At 43.9% G+C, this 16,660-nt stretch carries 12 protein-coding genes and 1 tRNA gene; 7 read left to right on the top strand and 6 right to left on the bottom strand.

Annotated elements, in window-relative coordinates:
- Positions 1–52 precede the first annotated feature (52 nt).
- Entirely contained in the window at positions 53–2,062 is a 2,010-nt protein-coding gene (locus OCV24_RS09755; RefSeq protein WP_150877809.1) for a DNA topoisomerase III, read from the top strand.
- A gap of 18 nt (positions 2,063–2,080) precedes the next feature.
- Here the strand turns inward: OCV24_RS09755 and OCV24_RS09750 are convergent, their stop codons facing one another.
- Together OCV24_RS09750 and OCV24_RS09745 are read right to left on the bottom strand one after the other, a co-directional pair.
- The gene (locus OCV24_RS09750; protein ID WP_102506564.1) at positions 2,081–3,082 is read right to left on the bottom strand and encodes a DUF3080 domain-containing protein; all 1,002 of its coding nucleotides are present in this window, start codon (positions 3,080–3,082) and stop codon (positions 2,081–2,083) included.
- A 7-nt stretch (positions 3,083–3,089) separates the two neighbouring features.
- The gene (locus OCV24_RS09745; RefSeq protein ID WP_046222679.1) at positions 3,090–3,776 is read right to left on the bottom strand and encodes an SDR family oxidoreductase; all 687 of its coding nucleotides are present in this window, start codon (positions 3,774–3,776) and stop codon (positions 3,090–3,092) included.
- A 261-nt stretch (positions 3,777–4,037) separates the two neighbouring features.
- On the opposite strand from OCV24_RS09745, the gene OCV24_RS09740 reads away from it, so the two are divergent.
- Both OCV24_RS09740 and OCV24_RS09735 read left to right on the top strand, forming a co-directional pair.
- Positions 4,038–4,958: a histone deacetylase family protein gene (locus tag OCV24_RS09740; protein ID WP_102506563.1), complete on the top strand. Its 921-nt coding sequence runs from the start codon at positions 4,038–4,040 to the stop codon at positions 4,956–4,958.
- Positions 4,959–5,151: 193 nt separating this feature from the next.
- Positions 5,152–7,278, top strand: coding sequence for a methyl-accepting chemotaxis protein (locus OCV24_RS09735; RefSeq protein ID WP_150877811.1), 2,127 nt, complete (start codon positions 5,152–5,154; stop codon positions 7,276–7,278).
- A gap of 75 nt (positions 7,279–7,353) precedes the next feature.
- Here the strand turns inward: OCV24_RS09735 and OCV24_RS09730 are convergent.
- The 3 genes from OCV24_RS09730 to OCV24_RS09720 form a co-directional block, all read right to left on the bottom strand.
- Positions 7,354–7,444 (bottom strand) — tRNA-Ser (locus OCV24_RS09730).
- A gap of 137 nt (positions 7,445–7,581) precedes the next feature.
- Complete coding sequence (locus tag OCV24_RS09725) at positions 7,582–9,384, bottom strand: DUF3413 domain-containing protein (RefSeq protein ID WP_150877813.1); 1,803 nt, start codon at positions 9,382–9,384, stop codon at positions 7,582–7,584.
- 28 nt (positions 9,385–9,412) lie between these two features.
- Positions 9,413–9,640, bottom strand: a complete 228-nt coding sequence (locus OCV24_RS09720) for a YejL family protein (RefSeq protein ID WP_017056482.1) — start codon at positions 9,638–9,640, stop codon at positions 9,413–9,415.
- Positions 9,641–9,724: 84 nt separating this feature from the next.
- Here OCV24_RS09720 and yejK point away from each other — a divergent pair, with 84 nt between their 5' ends.
- The 3 genes from yejK to OCV24_RS09705 all read left to right on the top strand — a co-directional run bounded on the left by yejK (position 9,725) and on the right by OCV24_RS09705 (position 13,517).
- Positions 9,725–10,729, top strand: coding sequence for a nucleoid-associated protein YejK (gene yejK / locus OCV24_RS09715; protein WP_017056483.1), 1,005 nt, complete (start codon positions 9,725–9,727; stop codon positions 10,727–10,729).
- A 106-nt stretch (positions 10,730–10,835) separates the two neighbouring features.
- Positions 10,836–12,254: an Hpt domain-containing protein gene (locus OCV24_RS09710; protein WP_136998622.1), complete on the top strand. Its 1,419-nt coding sequence runs from the start codon at positions 10,836–10,838 to the stop codon at positions 12,252–12,254.
- An 84-nt stretch (positions 12,255–12,338) separates the two neighbouring features.
- A complete protein-coding gene (locus OCV24_RS09705) occupies positions 12,339–13,517 on the top strand; it encodes a chemotaxis protein (RefSeq protein WP_136998621.1) in 1,179 nt (392 codons plus the stop codon).
- A gap of 89 nt (positions 13,518–13,606) precedes the next feature.
- On the opposite strand, the gene nhaC is transcribed toward OCV24_RS09705, so the two are convergent.
- Positions 13,607–15,043: a Na+/H+ antiporter NhaC gene (gene nhaC / locus OCV24_RS09700; protein ID WP_017056486.1), complete on the bottom strand. Its 1,437-nt coding sequence runs from the start codon at positions 15,041–15,043 to the stop codon at positions 13,607–13,609.
- 498 nt (positions 15,044–15,541) lie between these two features.
- Between nhaC and asd the strand changes: the two genes are divergently transcribed.
- Positions 15,542–16,660, top strand: coding sequence for an aspartate-semialdehyde dehydrogenase (gene asd, locus OCV24_RS09695; protein ID WP_017056487.1), 1,119 nt, complete (start codon positions 15,542–15,544; stop codon positions 16,658–16,660).

Here is a 16,660-nt window from a genome sequence, read left to right as displayed (position 1 = left end):
AGGGGCCACATTAGATAATGTGGCCCTAATTGTTTGTAGTATCTGGAAAAACATGTCTCGCCTTATTATTGCTGAAAAACCAAGCCTAGGCCGCGCGATCGCCGCCGCTCTACCGAATCCACAGAAGGAAGACCAAGGGTTTATCAAATGTGGTAATGGGGATGTGGTGACTTGGTGTATTGGACACTTATTGGAGCAGGTTGAGCCGGATGCTTATGACGACCGCTATAAAAAATGGAACTTGGCCGATCTTCCTATCGTGCCAGAGCAGTGGCAATTAAGACCGCGTAAGACTTCAAGCAAACAGCTTACGGTGATCCGAAAGCTATTGAAGGACGCGACCCAAATTGTCCATGCGGGCGACCCGGATAGAGAAGGGCAGCTGCTGGTTGATGAAGTGATTGACTACTGCAAGGTGTCCAAGGCCAAGAAAGAGTCGATGGACAGGCTGCTGATTAGTGACTTGAACTTGCCAGCGGTAAAGCGAGCGCTCTCTCAAATGCGCAGCAACCGTGATTTTATTCCACTGTCTATTTCGGCTTTAGCACGCTCTAGAGCTGATTGGTTGTATGGAATGAACATGACTCGCGCCTATACCTTGCTAGGTCAAAAAGCCGGTTATCAAGGCGTATTGTCGGTAGGGCGAGTACAAACTCCAGTGCTTGGTTTGGTGGTGAGACGAGATGAAGAGATCGAAAACTTCATTCCGAAAGATTACTTCACTTTGCATGCGCTGATCCCTTATCAAAACAACGGCCAGAGCTTTGATATTCGTGCTCGTTGGAAACCAAGCGAAGCATGTAAGCCGTGGCAAGACGAAGAAGGCCGAGTGCTCAATCGAAAGTTGGTTGAAAATGTCGCTCAGCGAATTGCGAATCAACCTGCAACCGTGACGGAATCAGAGCAGAAGCAAAGCAAACAAGCCGCGCCGCTTCCTTATTCGTTGTCTGCGTTGCAGATTGATGCGTCTAAACGTTTTGGCATGAGTGCTCAGCAGGTATTAGACACTTGTCAGTCTTTGTACGAGAAACACAAGCTCATCACTTACCCGCGTTCTGATAGCCGCTATCTTCCTAAAGAACATTACTCGCAGCGAGAGTCGATAGTGGATGCCATCGCTAACAATGCGAAAGAGCTGCAAAGTGGTGCTCAAGGCGTAGATCTTTCACTGAAATCAAAAGCGTGGAACGACAGCAAGGTCGATGCTCACCACGCGATTATTCCTACTCCGAAGAAATCATCGGTGAATGGTTTGTCTGCCAATGAAATGAAAATCTATCAACAAGTCGCTCGCCAGTATCTAATGCAATTCTACCCACCTGCTATTTTTGCCGATGCCAAGTTAGTCTTTGATATTGCTGGTGGTGTGTTTATCGCAAAAGGGCGTCAGCTTATCAATCCCGGTTGGAAAGTGTTGATGGGTAAAACAGATACCGAAGATAAAGGTGATGGCACGGATACGGTGCCTCCGTTAGACAAAGGAACCGTACTGACCTGTCGTGAAGGTGTGATTGGCGATAAGAAAACCGAACCGCCAAAGCACTTCACCGAAGCGACCTTGCTACAAGCAATGACTGGTATCGCGCGCTTTGTCGCAAACAAAGACCTGAAAGCCATTTTGAAAGAGACCGACGGCCTTGGTACTGAAGCAACCCGTGCAGGCATTCTAGATACTCTTTTCAAAAGACAGCTGCTAACGCGCCAAGGTAAGAGCATTCATAGTAGCCCTGCGGGTAGAGGCTTGATTCATGCCCTACCTGAGGATTCTACCTTTCCAGACATGACGGCACACTGGGAACACCAATTGCAAGGCATGGCTGAGCGTAACCAAGCGTATCAACCTTTTATGCAAGCGTTGGAAAGCAAGATTGATGGTTTGATGGGCAAGGTAAAAACAGGTGAAGTCCCTGAGTCTCTGCGTCATCTTCCTAAAGTCGAAAGACCAGCTTTTAAACGCCGTAAAGGCGGTGGTGCGAAGTCTTATGCCAACAAAGGTACGTATGCCAAGACAGGTTCGTATGCTAAGAAAGGCACTTCCGCTAAAAAGGGCACTAAAAGCTGAGACTTATTGAGTTAAGACTTAACGTCCAACCTTGCGCCCACAACGCTTAAACAGCTGCTGCCAATAATCCACATGGCGACGAGTTGAGGCGCGAAAGGCTTGATGTGCATCTTGAATGGGAAAGTAATAACTGTGTAGGTCAGGTTGCGCGTCAAACATCCCTAGTTGCGGGGCTAACTGCTGATAGTAGCTATCGAGTTGCGCCATGTAGGGCTGAACCTTGCCAATGTATTGTTGATCGAACACATTGTTGAGATAACGGAACTTAGTGGTGTCTCGTTGTTTCCCGCAGATGATATTGGCATCAAAGGTTGTCAGCTGTTTGGTGATGGTATTGAGCTCAACCGAGGCATGAGCGAGCGAGTAGTACAAATCTCCAAGCGTTGAACTCTTCTCCAATACTTCTTGAACCTCAGTGGTTTTGCCGGAAACGAGCGGAATGTTTAACACTTGATTGATATGTTGTAAGGCATCACTGGTTTGTCGTACCTGATCGCCGATATCAGCGCGTACCCACTGACTACCCCGCATTTGTGACTGCATCGCATCACTGGCATAGATGAGATTCCATTGGTGCAATGGAAACTGTGCGAGTTTCTGTTGCTCAATTTCTTTGAGTAATTCTACGATCTCTGGGTCTAATTCATTACTGGATAAACATTTACCCACACCTGCAAGTAGCGCGACTTGATAATCGTAATTACGAAACTGATCCGCGACCTTGCCCAGAACCGAATTTCTTTCTGCAATCAGATTGAACAAGCCACACTGGCGAAGCTGATAGCTGTCGATGAGACCGATAGAGAGTGTGGGCACGTCAAGCAGCAGTTCTCGTTTTCTCGGTAGGCTTTCAAACTCCCAATCCTCTTTGAGTTCTTCAGCATCTTGTACTCTGGCTATCTTGGTTTGGTAGTCGTCGAACAAGTCGCCGGGGCCATCACTGAAACAGCCAGCTAGCATCACTGTTAGACAAAACAGCGTTGAGTGCTTAACTAGGTTTGAGAGATGCCCTGTATTCATCTGTGGATTACCAGTCTATTTCGCTGCCATCGAAATTGAAGAAGTGACCACTCACTTCGGTATTCGCTGACTCGATGACTTTTATAAGACCAGAAGCTGAGGTGTCGGTGTCGATCAGAGCATTAGGGCCTCCCATTTCAGTCTGTACCCAGCCTGGATGAAGTGCTAACACCGTAAAGCCATTCTCGGTTAAGTCGTTGCTTAGGCTCTTCACCACGGAGTTTAGAGCGGCTTTGGAGGAGCGATAGATATAACCGCCGCCTGAGGTGTTCTCGGTCATGCTGCCGACTTTAGAGGATAAACAAGCGACCTTTTTGATATCGCTGTGTTCTAATAAAGGCAATAGCGTTTCGACAAGTTTCAGCGGAGCAATGGTGTTGACTTCGAATACACGACGCCACTCTTCAACATCGGTATTACCCAGCCCATAGCCTTTAGGACCATAGTAGCCAGCATTGTTAATCAAGACATCAATCGACGGAATTTGAGAGGAGAGTTGGCTCACCGCTTGGTAATCGGTTATCTCTAATTGAATACAGGTCAGGTTGGTGTTGTGCTCTGCGAGTGAGAGCAGTTCTTTTGCTGAATTGGCATCACGGTAAGTCGCGTACACCTTGTGATTACCTTTTAAGTATTGTTGAGTCAGGCTAAAGCCAATGCCGCGGTTCGCTCCAGTAATAAAAATTACATTCATGGTGATTCCTTTTCAGTTCAATTAGTTAAGTTTGATGGCTTAACACGAGAAAATCAACGGTCCACCAACTGGCCATTAGCATTCCTACAAAAATCATTATTGCAGCCATCGAGCCGCAGATCACCCCAAGGATGAGTATTACGTTTTTCATTGTTGCCTTTGAAATGCATTGTGGATAATGATAATTGTTATTATTAATTAAGGTTGTCGCCAAGTCTGAGGCTGTTATGATTTTAAGAAAGATACGCAATTAACTTGATTATGATTCCTTTAATTTACCACCCAATCTATTCGCAATTACCTTTACCTGAAGGTCATCGTTATCCGATTAACAAATATCAGTTGTTACACAGTGCAGTTAAGGTGCTAATGGATAGCAGTCCACTATGGAACAGCAAGTTTGAAGTGTTCCAGCCCACGCCGGTTTCGGTTGACCAAGTAAAACAGGTTCACGATAGCGAGTATGTGGATTTGCTTGTTTCTGGAAATCTACCCGCAGCAAAGATGAGACGCATCGGCTTCCCGTGGAGTGAGTCACTTATTGAAAGAACGCTCTATTCTAGCGGTGGAACCTGCTTGACCGCGGAAATGGCGATAGAGTGCGGTTTAGCGATTCATTTGAGTGGTGGTTATCATCACGCGCATCATGACTTTGGAAGCGGTTTTTGTTTGTTGAACGATTTGGTATTGGCGGCAAAGCACGCCTTGACCTTTGAGCACATAGATAAGGTGCTGATCGTTGATAGTGACGTACACCACGGTGATGGCACTGCGACGCTTTGCCAAGAGAATGACGACATCATTACTTTGTCGTTCCACTGCGACAAAAACTTCCCGGCACGAAAACCGCTATCTGATTTAGATGTGCCATTAAGCCGTGAAACCGAAGATGAAGAGTTTCTGCGCTGTTTCGCACAAGTCACCAAACTGGCAATTGCTCATCACCAACCGGATCTCATCATTTATGATGCGGGTATCGATATCCATCAAGACGATGAACTGGGTTATTTGAATGTTTCCACACAAGGGATATTTGAACGTGACTGCTTCATGATCGGCTTAGCGAAATCAGAATCTATTCCGATGGCCTGCGTAGTCGGTGGCGGATATCGAACTCAACATCAAGATTTGGTGCCGATTCACATGCAGCTGTTAAAAGCGGCTTATCATGTTTACGGCTAACCTCTCAAATTGGCGACTGGATAGCTCATTGAAATGATGGTGTGAAATAAGGCCTCTTGCATCATAAAAGACACGCTTGCACCATTATAATTCATATAAAGTACTTTTTTATTAATTAGTTACGTATTTGTGTGATTAATTGTGGTCTGTAAATTGCTTTACCCATGTGTCTATAAAAACACAAGGGATAAAAATGAACCTGACGGACAAGGAACGTAGTTGGCTTAATTGGTTTGGCGCAACAGGAAAACTGGCTATGCGCAGAGCTTGTTTCCTCAATCGAAGTAGGACGGAGGAACTTGAACAAGCTTTTGAAAGTATTGCTCACACGCGAGTTCAACTTCTGCATAACTGGGTCAAGAATCAATGGGATTTTTTAGAAGACTCTGCGGTTTATTTAGCAAGTCGAACGGAAGAACAAGCTCAGGGGACGTTAGCTAGCCTTCTTAAACGCAGTACGGATTTTTCTGAGTTGGCGATCGTCGATGCCAAGGGGATCGCACAAGCATCGAGTTATCATGAACATATAGGGGTTACTCTTGGAGATAAGAAGGCTTTAGTTGAAGGAGCTTCAAAGCGTTATCTTCATGGGCCGTATATGGATCCACGCACGTTGAACGTAGGGGCCTCGAGTTCATCGTTTCATGACCAAGTGACGCTGATGTTTTATGTCCCCTTTTCTCGGGATGAAGGGCCACAGCAGTTCTTATGTGGTCGGGTTCCAAATGATGTTATTGGTGACATTATTCAGAGAGAAGCGGGGCATATTTATAGCGAATCGGGTGATAACTATATCTTTATGGTCGACTCCATTCATGATCCTCATACTCAGCCGGGTGTTGCGCTCTCTCGTTCTCGCTTTGAAGATAATACCTTTTCACACGGCGAGAACTTAAAGCAAGGGATTCATACTGATTGGGGAACGGTTAAGATCCAGCAGCACACCGAATTTGAGATTCGCTTTACGGACCCAGCCACCAACCAGCTTCACCCAGGCGTAAGAGAAACCATTAAAAATGGCAGTAACCTGTTTATAGATTATCCCGGGTATTCCGACTATCGCCACATACCCGTTATTGGCAAAGGTATCACCTTTCAATTGGATGGTTCATCAGATACCTTTGGCATGATGTGTGAGTCCGATTTAGAAGAGGTCTACAGAGACCGAAGCCTAAGTTATACCTTATCTAAACACTTCATCAGCTGCATGCTACTGCCTCTATTTGTTCCATTACTGTTTGCCAACCTTTATACACTCACACCTTTTATGCAGATTGGCATTATGTTCGCTTGCGCGTTGCTTTCATTGGGCTTATTCCGTTTAGTTAGCGCCAAACCATTAGCGAAGAAGATTCACGAAATGACCGGGGTAATGCAGACCTTAGCCGAAGGTGATGGCAACTTAAGTCGGAGACTAGATCCCACCACATTCAGCCATAATGAACTTGGCAACCTAGGGCGCTGGACTAACAGTTTTATCGACAATTTAGATAACACGGTGAGTGAGTTGATCCATGCGAGTCACGAAGTTAGAGAGGTTTCGGAGTCGATGTTTCGTCGCAGTGTCGTGATGAAGCAAACCAGTGATGATGCATCACAAGCGTTAAGCAATATGCTTCAGTTGAGTCAGCATCAACAGAGTGAAATTACTCATGCGAGTGTCTCAGCAACGCAAATGGATACGGTGATGAAACAAGCCGTCCTGAGCGCGGAAAAGGAATACAAACAGTCTGTCGAAGGCATGGAGATTGTTCGCAATATCGTAGAAAGCTCGGCGCATAGCGTGAATGAGGTGAATAATGAAATGACCAAGGTGTCTGACATTATAGATATCATTACTGACATTACCGCGCAGACTAACCTTTTGGCCTTGAATGCGGCCATCGAGTCGGCAAGAGCAGGTGAACACGGGAGAGGGTTCTCTGTCGTCGCTTCTGAAGTAAGAACTCTGGCTGATCGTACTTCACAAGCCGCTAACCATATTAGTGACCTAATGAAAGAGCTGCATAGTAAGTCTCGCAGTGCTGTGGAATCCATGGAGCGAGGTGTTGAGAATGTGAGTAAAGGAAACTTAACAGTCGACTCAAACGCCCGCAGTGAACAAATTCAAGCAGCGGTGAGTGATCTCTTTACCACGATGTCTAACTTAGATGAAAACAGTCAGAAAAACGGACAAACGGCAGATAAAGCCCAACGTTCAATATCTGACTTACAACTGTCTACTAAGCAACTCGCACGTCGAGTCTCGTTAATGGGTAATGCATTGAGCCGCTTAGACCAATTGATTGGACGCTTTGAAGTGAGCCGAAAGGTGGCGTAGTAGAAACTACGTAAGCTCTTTACGCAAACGCCAGATACAAAAAAGCCGCTGATTTCTCAGCGGCTTTCTTTAATGTGGTGGAGGGATAGGGATTTGAACCCTAGAACCGCTATTAACGGTTGCCGGTTTTCAAGACCGGTGCTTTCGACCACTCAGCCATCCCTCCAGTGGCGTGAATAATATAAGGGGTAGAGGAACTTGTAAACCCTTAATTTTCATAATTTTGTTTGGTTGCTTATTTTCTAATCGCTCATGGTTATAAAAAAGGAAGCGACTGGCTTCCCTTTTATAATTGACGATCATTTAATCATTTTTTGTGTAGAAACGCTGTAGCTCAGTAAGGCCTTGCATCAATACAGGTAAGCGAGGGCTGATATCTTTTAGGCGTTTATAGTTTTGGTCGTATAACTTGTAATTACCAAATTTATCTAACACCGTTGTTTGTTTGTCTGTGATTAGGGCTAGCTCACGAGAGTCGCCAGCTAAAATCCATTTCCTATTACGTTCATCAAACAGATTGCGCCCGCTGCTGAAATCGGTGGGGTTCGAAGATACCCCCAGTAATTCTTGCATTAACGTGACAGACACGTCCAGATGACTTGAGCGATGAGTGTACTCAGATGGTGACTTACCCGGCCAGCTGATAAACAAAGGAACCTGTAGTTGGTAACGACTATAGTTAGAGTTGGCACCCCAGCTATTCGTTTTAGTCTCATTAAATTCTGTACCGTGATTTGAGGTAATGATGACAACAGTATTATCGCTAAGCTCTAAACGTTCTAGTTCAGCATAAATAGTAGACAACTGCTTGTCAGCTGCTTGTGCTGATTTTTTGTAGTCAGCAGCAAAGCGTTCTTCAGTGCTTAACTCAGAGTCAGAATTTAAATCGTAGTTCGAAAAGTTATCAAGTGTAGTCAGCTCAATAAAGTTGAACCAAGGACCTTTGGTTTTTGGTGACTGAACCCAATCAGACCATGCTTGAATAGCACTCTGATCATTGAGAGTCGCTTGCTCTGGTGTCACTTCACGACCACGGAAAATAATTTCTGAATACAGTGGGTCTTCAAAGTTATCACCACTGAACGCAGCAAATTTATAATTATGATGCTCTAACACACCTAATAGCACGGCGCTTGAGCCTTGTGCTTTGATGCTGCTTGAATAACTACTTGGCAGGCCGTAAAACAAACCAAAAATACCATACATATCGTTACTTGAGCTGTAATGATTTGTGAAGTTGATTGCTTGTTGAGAAAAGGTGTAGCTATTTGGCATTGCTGTTGCGTTTAATGCATCAGAACGAAGGTTGTTTACACTTACCATCAGGACGTTTAGGTCATCACTGCGACGGTTGTATTGAATTTTTTCTAGCGGATAGCTAACTAAATTTACGCTTTCTTTGTTCTCTTCCAAGCGCTGTAGGTACTCTTCACGATCTAACAGACCATGTTTTTCCATAAAGCTTTTCGCTGTCATTGGGTAAGACAGTGGGAAGTTGGCTTTTTGGCTTGTTATCGGGTTATAGAAAAAGGCATCAGCCCACATATAAGTGAGGTGACTGCTGATGAAGCATAAAAAGAAAACTGCCGCAATTGGTCGGCCGATGTGCTTGTGAGATAGTTTACGCTGTTTACGCCAAACCCATTCAGACAGACCTAGCTGTAATAAGAAGATAAGTGGCATAACAATGAAGAGGTGTTGCAAATCAGAAGTGAATGCAGACTCCTCTCCACTAAATAAAACCTCCCACACGACAGGTGTCAGGTGGAGGTTTATATTTTGATACGTTTGGGTATCAATTAGCAGGACAGTTAAACCTATGGTCGCGAAGCAAACGGCAACCAAACGTAATAACTTCCTCGACGGAAGAACAAAAGTGAGCGGAAACAGCACTAATAGATAGAGCGCGAAGACTAAAAAGCCAAAATGACCAACCCATGATGCAGCCAAATAAAATTGACCCAATAGGGTTTCTGGCCAAGCAGATTGAGTAATATAACGAGTACCGATCAACATCGCAGCAATGATGTTGAAAAATGCAAACCAGTGACCCCAACCAACCAGTCGAGATACGCGATCGCTATATGAGTTTGCGCTGTCTACCATTTATAATTCTTTTATCCGTCAATCAAACTTAGTGAGACTTTTTATCTTCAAGAGAAGAAATCAAAGCTTCGGCAAATTTTTCAGCAATTCCTTTGCGCTGTGAAGCAGCAACGTTCTGATTTAAGACATTGGTTGCGATATTTCCAGCGATCATCAGTGAAAGTTCTGGTGAAGCTTTGTGCTTAGATAACACGGCACCTACTTCAGCTAGGATTTTTTCAACTTGATCATCTGTATATTTAGATGTAATCGGCATAAGGACTCTAATAATGATAGTAAAAGCGGCTTATGATAACCTACTATGCACAACAACTGAAACCTGAACGGTAATATTTTCACTATGAGCCTTCACCTTTCCAACGTAATTTTACATCAACTAAGCAAGAATGATCAGGAAGAGCTGATTGTTAACTATCGTGCTGAATCTTTAGAAAACGATGCTTCATCTGAAAGCCTAGTCGCTGAACTTCATCGAGTGTTCAACTCAAAAGCAGGCAAAGGGTTTGGTTCTTTCAAATCCGACAGCGAATTCCAGCAGTCGTTGCATGAATTTCGGGCGGGAGAGCAAAGTTTCTATGATTTTTCTCAGAAAAGTGCGCTACGTCTAAAAGATGAACTTTCAAAATACCCTTTTGCTGACGAGGGTACTTTGGTGTTAGCCGAATACCAATCACTGGCAACGGACTATCTTTTTATTGGTTTGTTACCTTCGAATCAAAGTCTGAAAGTAACGGAAGGGCTAGACATTAGCGCGACTGACTACCTTGATATTTCAAAGATGGACATCGTCGCGCGTCTTGATCTTTCTACATACGATACAGATAAAGAATCGAATCGTTACCTTACTTATATTAAGGGGCGTGTTGGGCGTAAAGTTGCTGATTTCTTCCTCGACTTCCTTCAAGCCGAAGTGGGTTTAGATGCTAAGCAGCAAAACCAAGTATTGATGCAAGCGGTAGAAGATTTTGTTTCTGACTCTAAATTAGAGAAAGAAGAAGCGATTAGCTATAAAAAGCAGGTGGCGGATTACTGCAATGAACAGCTAAAAGCCGGTGATGAGGTTCAAGTTCGTGAGCTTTCAGGTGAATTACCAGCAAGCACTGATGGCACTAGCTTCTTTGACTATACTAGTGAACAAGGCTACGAGTTAGAAGATAGCTTTCCTGCAGATCGCGCAACTATGCGTAAACTAACAAAATTTGTTGGTGCTGGTGGCGGTTTGAATGTTAGTTTTGATAGTCTGCTTCTTGGTGAACGTGTTTTTTACGATCCGGAGACAGATACACTAACGATTAAAGGTACGCCCCCGAACTTGCGTGACCAATTGACTCGTAACAAGTCATAACACCTGTTCATAGATAATAGCGGCAGCGGGATGTTGTCGCTTATTTTTCGCTTTACACTCTCTGATAACTGCAATGGTGTGAAGTCGATACGTACAAGGAATATTGATGGAACAATCAGTGGCAACGCCCCATCGCTTTAAAAAGCCAGCAACTTTCTTGGTTGTATTTCTGACTCTATGGTTACTTCCTGCGTTGGCCATCCTTCAGCTTAGCCGTTCTTACAACCATTCCCTTGCTCAAATTGAAGAACTCGACATTCGTGTTACTGAGTTGAGGCAGTCGCTTTACTTCTCTGAACCTCTTCGAGTCTCCCGTATTAATGACTTAGCCCTTGATGCACAGTTAGTGTATTCGATTCGACTGCAGATTGAATCTGATTTTCAACACACATTCTTTCGGCCTGATGTTAATCAGCTACTTTATGTTGTGGACCAATTTCTTGAGAAGTTTGATGAATTCATCCCAATAGAAAGTCAGGTTCAAGACCTTGTCGATAACATAAAGATATTACGCGCTGATACTGGCCTGTATCCTGAGCTAAAACCATTACTGAATGAACTCGGTGTGGTTGTTTTTGAAGCCATGTATTCCGACACTCATCGTTCATCAGCGACTTATCGAGCTTTTGATTCTATTTTGGATAAGTCTTATTTGTTAGAAGACGAAGAGAAAGATGCTATCCAACAGTTACTGGCTGACGCTTCCGTATTGTTGGGTGATTATGCTCGGATAAATTTTCTGGTTGATAAAATTAAGAAAAACTCGGTTAACGAACAGATCATTAAACTTGAAGCTGAATTTAATGACCGTCAATTCAAGCTCTTAACTGTCATGCTAGGCTTAAGTTTAGTTGCGATAATAGCGTTGGTTTGGTGGGGAGTTAGCTCTAAACGAGTGATGCAAGAAGTAGATCAAGAACTGGGTCGAGATCCTGAAGTGAAGTCTAGTAAGGACAATGTCCCCCCATTTTCTAGTGCAGAAGATAGATCGTTTGAAGAACATAATGACAATGTAATGTCCTCGGCTATCAAGCAATCCGAAAATGACTCTTACCTATCGGAAAGGGACTCACGGGACCAAAACTCCGAGCTTCAGCCTCCAAAGCAACCTGGCGTTGCAATACAACAAACTATTCAGCACAACACAGAAGAGGCGCAAATGTCTGAGGGGTATATTGTCAGCGTGACGGATTCAAAGCCTGAGATTGATATCGAAGAAATGTTAGACACGCTCGATGGTGATGTTGAGTCCGTTGAATTGTTGCTTGGTGTCTTTGTACAAGATCATGCTGACGATTTCGCTAAGTTCCAATCTTTGCTCACTCAAGATGAACCTGCTGCTGCTCGTGTTGTACATAGCCTAAAAGGTGTTGCTGGTAGCATTAAAGCGTCCAGATTAGCGATTATTGCCGCAAGTATTGAAATGACAATGAAACAATCTAGACCTATCAGTGAACACGATTTAGAAGAGCTGGAACAGGCGATTCAGGCTTCAGTTGACTCTGCTATGGCATATTTAGAATAATCATACTAATTTTGTGGGAATCTTGACAATACTCTGACGAAGTGCTCATACAATCCGCGCCATTAGTCTTTGTCAGAGGTGGATATGTTGCGTGTTTCTAGTAAGTGTTTGATGGTGTGGTTATTTATCATAGTTCTAAGTGGTTGTTCTCTCTTAGAAGTTAAGTTAGATAGCCAAACAACACCGCTGACTCAACAAGAGCTCAATGCTCGGATTATGACGCGTGAATACGCTAGAATTTTCTTTACTCGCGTGGAAGATTCTGCGGATCTCATCGCTCAATCTTATCCTGACGACGATACTTTACACCAATCTTATGTTCTGCTTTGGAAAATACATGCAGAGCAGGGACTTCAGCAAGCGGCTTACCAAACTTCTCCGACTTCAGCGTTAATTGATTCGTGGGTATTTACTGCTCAAATGGATCAATTTTATACGCAAGGTGATGGTGCCGACCTATTCGAAACTGATCATGCAGTAGAAACCGCTCACGCTCTTACTCAAGAAGCGGAAAAATTGGCAAAAGGCGTATTGAGTACTAGTGACTTTAAGAAGAGCCAAGCGTTTGTCGAGCAGTTTGCTGCTAGCTATCCATTTAAAAATCTCACATTTAGGATTACGCCCGCTTACCATGATTGGCTTACTTACTTAGGTAAAGACGAATCTCAAATCGTGCAAAATTTGGGAAGCATGCCAGAAGCAATGAGTGATGCATCAGACCGTTTAAGTGTAATGGCTGATCAGACGCCAAAGCTGATGTCGTGGAAGGCCGAATTGGTTGCATTGAACAGCTCACTAACGGGTGAAGATCTGTCTACGACGTTGGAAAGCCTTCGTCAAACATCAGCAAGCATGCAAGACTTTATCGAAAATAACCCTGAGTACATGCGAACGCTGGCTTCTATTCTGTCGACAGAAATGCAGCCATTGCTAAACGATTTTAGTGATAAAACCGACCAAAAATTAGCGATGCTGAGCGATGAACGCGTGGCACTGGAAAAGATGGTGACGCGTGAGAGAGAAGCTTTAGTACAGATGATTGAGAAAGAGCGCATTGAGATTGCAGGTATTGTGACTTCAGAAAGAGAGCTGTTCACTCAAGATCTAGACCGTGTTTCTCAAGAAGTGGTCGTGCTTGCGATTGATAAGCTAATGGAGTTAATCAAAGGTGTGATTATCTACTTCATCCTGTTTATCTTGGTGGTGTTCTTTGCACCGTTAGGCATCGGTTACTGGTTGGGGAAACGAACCGCCAACAAATAAGTAAATTCCTAATTCAGTAACTAAGTAGATCAAAAAAAGAGCGCTCTAGGGCGCTCTTTTTGCATGTAAATCATTAACGTTTGAATGACTTACGCTTGCTGCTTGTTTAATTGTGCCGTTTCCTCAGTTTCAAGTGCTGGCGCTGTCGGTTCACACTTATCAACGAACCAGCCCATGTAAGACGTCACGATCGTTACGATGATACAGATAAAGCTTAGCCACATGAACGGTGCGTAAGACAGCGTCGCAACGCCAAGAATACTCGCCATGTAAATACCGTTATCACTCCACGGAACCATACCTGACGTTAGAGTGCCACCAAACTCAGCGTTGCGAGAAAGGTTCTTACGTTTGTAGCCTAAACGGTCGTAGTTTTTCGCACAGATTTTTGGCGTAAGGATAAGTGATACATACATCGCTGAACCAAATACGTTACCCATGAAAGCCGTACCAATGGTGCTAGTTGCTAGTGAGCCTGCGCTGTTTACACGGCGCTCGAACACTTTAGCAATCGTCTCTAGCACGCCTACTTTATCCAGTAAGCCACCGAAACCTAAACCAAACACGATAACCGCAACCGAACCAAGCATTGAAGACATGCCGCCACGGTTAAGAATTGAATCAATGAACTCAACACCAGATGAGATAGAGAACGGTGCCCATGCTGTGTTAAATGCAGTAAGGAAGTCGATCTCTTGGATCATGACTGCCCAGATAATACCTAGCAGAGAACCAAAACTGATCACAGGGAATGAAGGCATGCGGAAAGCTAATAGGCCAAGCACGATCACTACTGGAACGAATGAGTAAGGTGTGATGTAGAACTGAGCTTCCATTGCTTTAATCACAGAGTCTACTTGGCTCATGTCAACGTTGCCCGCATAGTGGAAACCAAATGCGGTAAACATAATGCCCGTAATTACGTAGCTTATTAACGCAACAGGCAGCATGCCCTTTATGTGTTCAACTACTTCAACACCAGACATTGAAGAAGCAAGGATCACTGAATCAGACAGAGGTGACATCTTATCGCCGAAGTAACAGCCCGAAAGTACAGCGCCTGCGGTGATTGGTGCTGGAACACCTAGGCCTTGGCCAATACCCATCATCGCAATGCCGGCTGTACCCGCTGCACCCCAAGAAGTGCCGGTAGCCAATGCTGTTAGAGAGCAGATGATCATGGTCGCTAAAAGGAAGATAGAAGGGTGAATAGCTTTCAGACCATAATAGATGATAGTAGGTACGATCCCGCCCGAGATCCAGGTACCAACAAGAGCGCCCACAGCTAAAAGTATTAAAACTGCGCCTAAACCGTTGGATATACCTTTGAGCGCTGCTTTTTCTAAGTCTTTGTATTGGTGGCCAAGACGAATACCAAGAACCATGATAATGAACCAACCAATATACAAGGCAAGTTGAATAGGAAGGTCAAGCTTAGCTGTAAAGGAAAAAGCAAGGGATAGGAATAATCCTAACGCGATGAATACCTGCAATAGGTTCGGTAGGCGAGTTTTACTCTGCTTCATAAAAGCCTCTTGTGATTTCGAGCATTTATAGTGCTTCGTTATAGTGTGTTTACGAAGTGGACACTACAGTAATTAGTTTATTATATCGAAAAAATACCTCCAAGTTGTGATATTTGACTGTTAAGTAAATCAAAGTTGGTTTCATAATCTAAAAAAGTGTTAAATTCATGATTATTATATGTTGGTTTTTGTTTTTATTTTGTGAAGCATTATGCTGCTTAACCTTTCTTAACTAGTGGTTATTGCTATTGTAGAGCGAGAGGGCCGTTTGAAAATTGAACGTTTTATCGAGGTAAACGTTTGAATTGAATGAATACTGAGTGTTTTGTCAATGATAAAGGAATGGAATGCTTAACTGAGATAACTGCATTATTCATCGTGTTCACTTAAAATAAACGAAAAAGTTACACTTTTTTACAAAAAGCACTTGAGTTCTGTTTCTGAAAAACTTATAGATGGGGGGTAATAATTTTTTAATTTATACATGGAGAGTGAGAGATGAGAGTAGGTCTAGTTGGTTGGCGTGGTATGGTTGGTTCTGTACTAATGCAACGTATGGTTGAAGAGAAAGACTTCGACCTAATTGAGCCTGTTTATTACAGCACATCTCAGATTGGTATCCCTGCTCCTGTTTTAGGTGGTAAAGATGCGGGTCTACTTCAAGATGCTTTTGACATTGATAGCCTAAAACAACTTGATGCAGTGATCACTTGTCAAGGTGGCGATTATACATCAAAGGTGTACCCAGCACTGCGCCAAGCAGGTTGGAAGGGTTACTGGATTGATGCTGCTTCTACCTTGCGAATGGACACTGATTCAATCATAGCTCTTGATCCTGTGAACTTGGCTCAAATACAGCAAGGTATTCATGACGGTACAAATACTTTCGTTGGTGGTAATTGCACTGTGAGCTTAATGCTTATGGCGCTAGGCGGCCTATATGAGAAAGGCATGGTCGAGTGGATGAGTGCTATGACTTATCAAGCGGCATCAGGTGCTGGCGCTAAGAATATGCGTGAGCTTATCTCGCAAATGGGCGTGATCAACGACAGTGTAAGCTCTGAGTTGGCTAATCCTTCAAGTTCGATTCTTGATATTGATAAGAAGGTTGCCGATACGATTCGTTCATCTTCATTCCCAACAGATCAATTTGGTGCTCCTCTTGCGGGCTCACTGATTCCTTGGATCGATGTAAAACGTGAGAACGGCCAAAGTAAAGAAGAGTGGAAAGCGGGTGCAGAAGCGAACAAAATCCTTGGCCTAGATGGTCAGCCAATTCCTATCGATGGTACGTGTGTCCGAATCGGTGCAATGCGTTGTCACGCTCAAGCATTGACGATCAAGCTTAAGCAAGACGTTCCAATGGACGAAATCGAAGAGATCATCGCAACGCACAATGATTGGGTTAAAGTGATACCTAATGATCGTGATATCACAGCGCAAGAGCTGACGCCTGCTAAAGTAACAGGGACAATGTCGGTACCTGTTGGCCGTCTGCGTAAAATGTCTATGGGGAACGATTTCTTGAACGCGTTCACTGTGGGTGACCAATTACTTTGGGGTGCAGCAGAACCACTACGTCGTACTTTACGTATTATCTTAGCTGAGAAAGCATAA

Source organism: Vibrio kanaloae (assembly GCF_024347535.1).
Taxonomy (GTDB): domain Bacteria; phylum Pseudomonadota; class Gammaproteobacteria; order Enterobacterales; family Vibrionaceae; genus Vibrio; species Vibrio kanaloae.
Note: the sequence above shows the minus strand (reverse complement) of the source record. Positions and strands in the feature narration are given on the sequence as shown.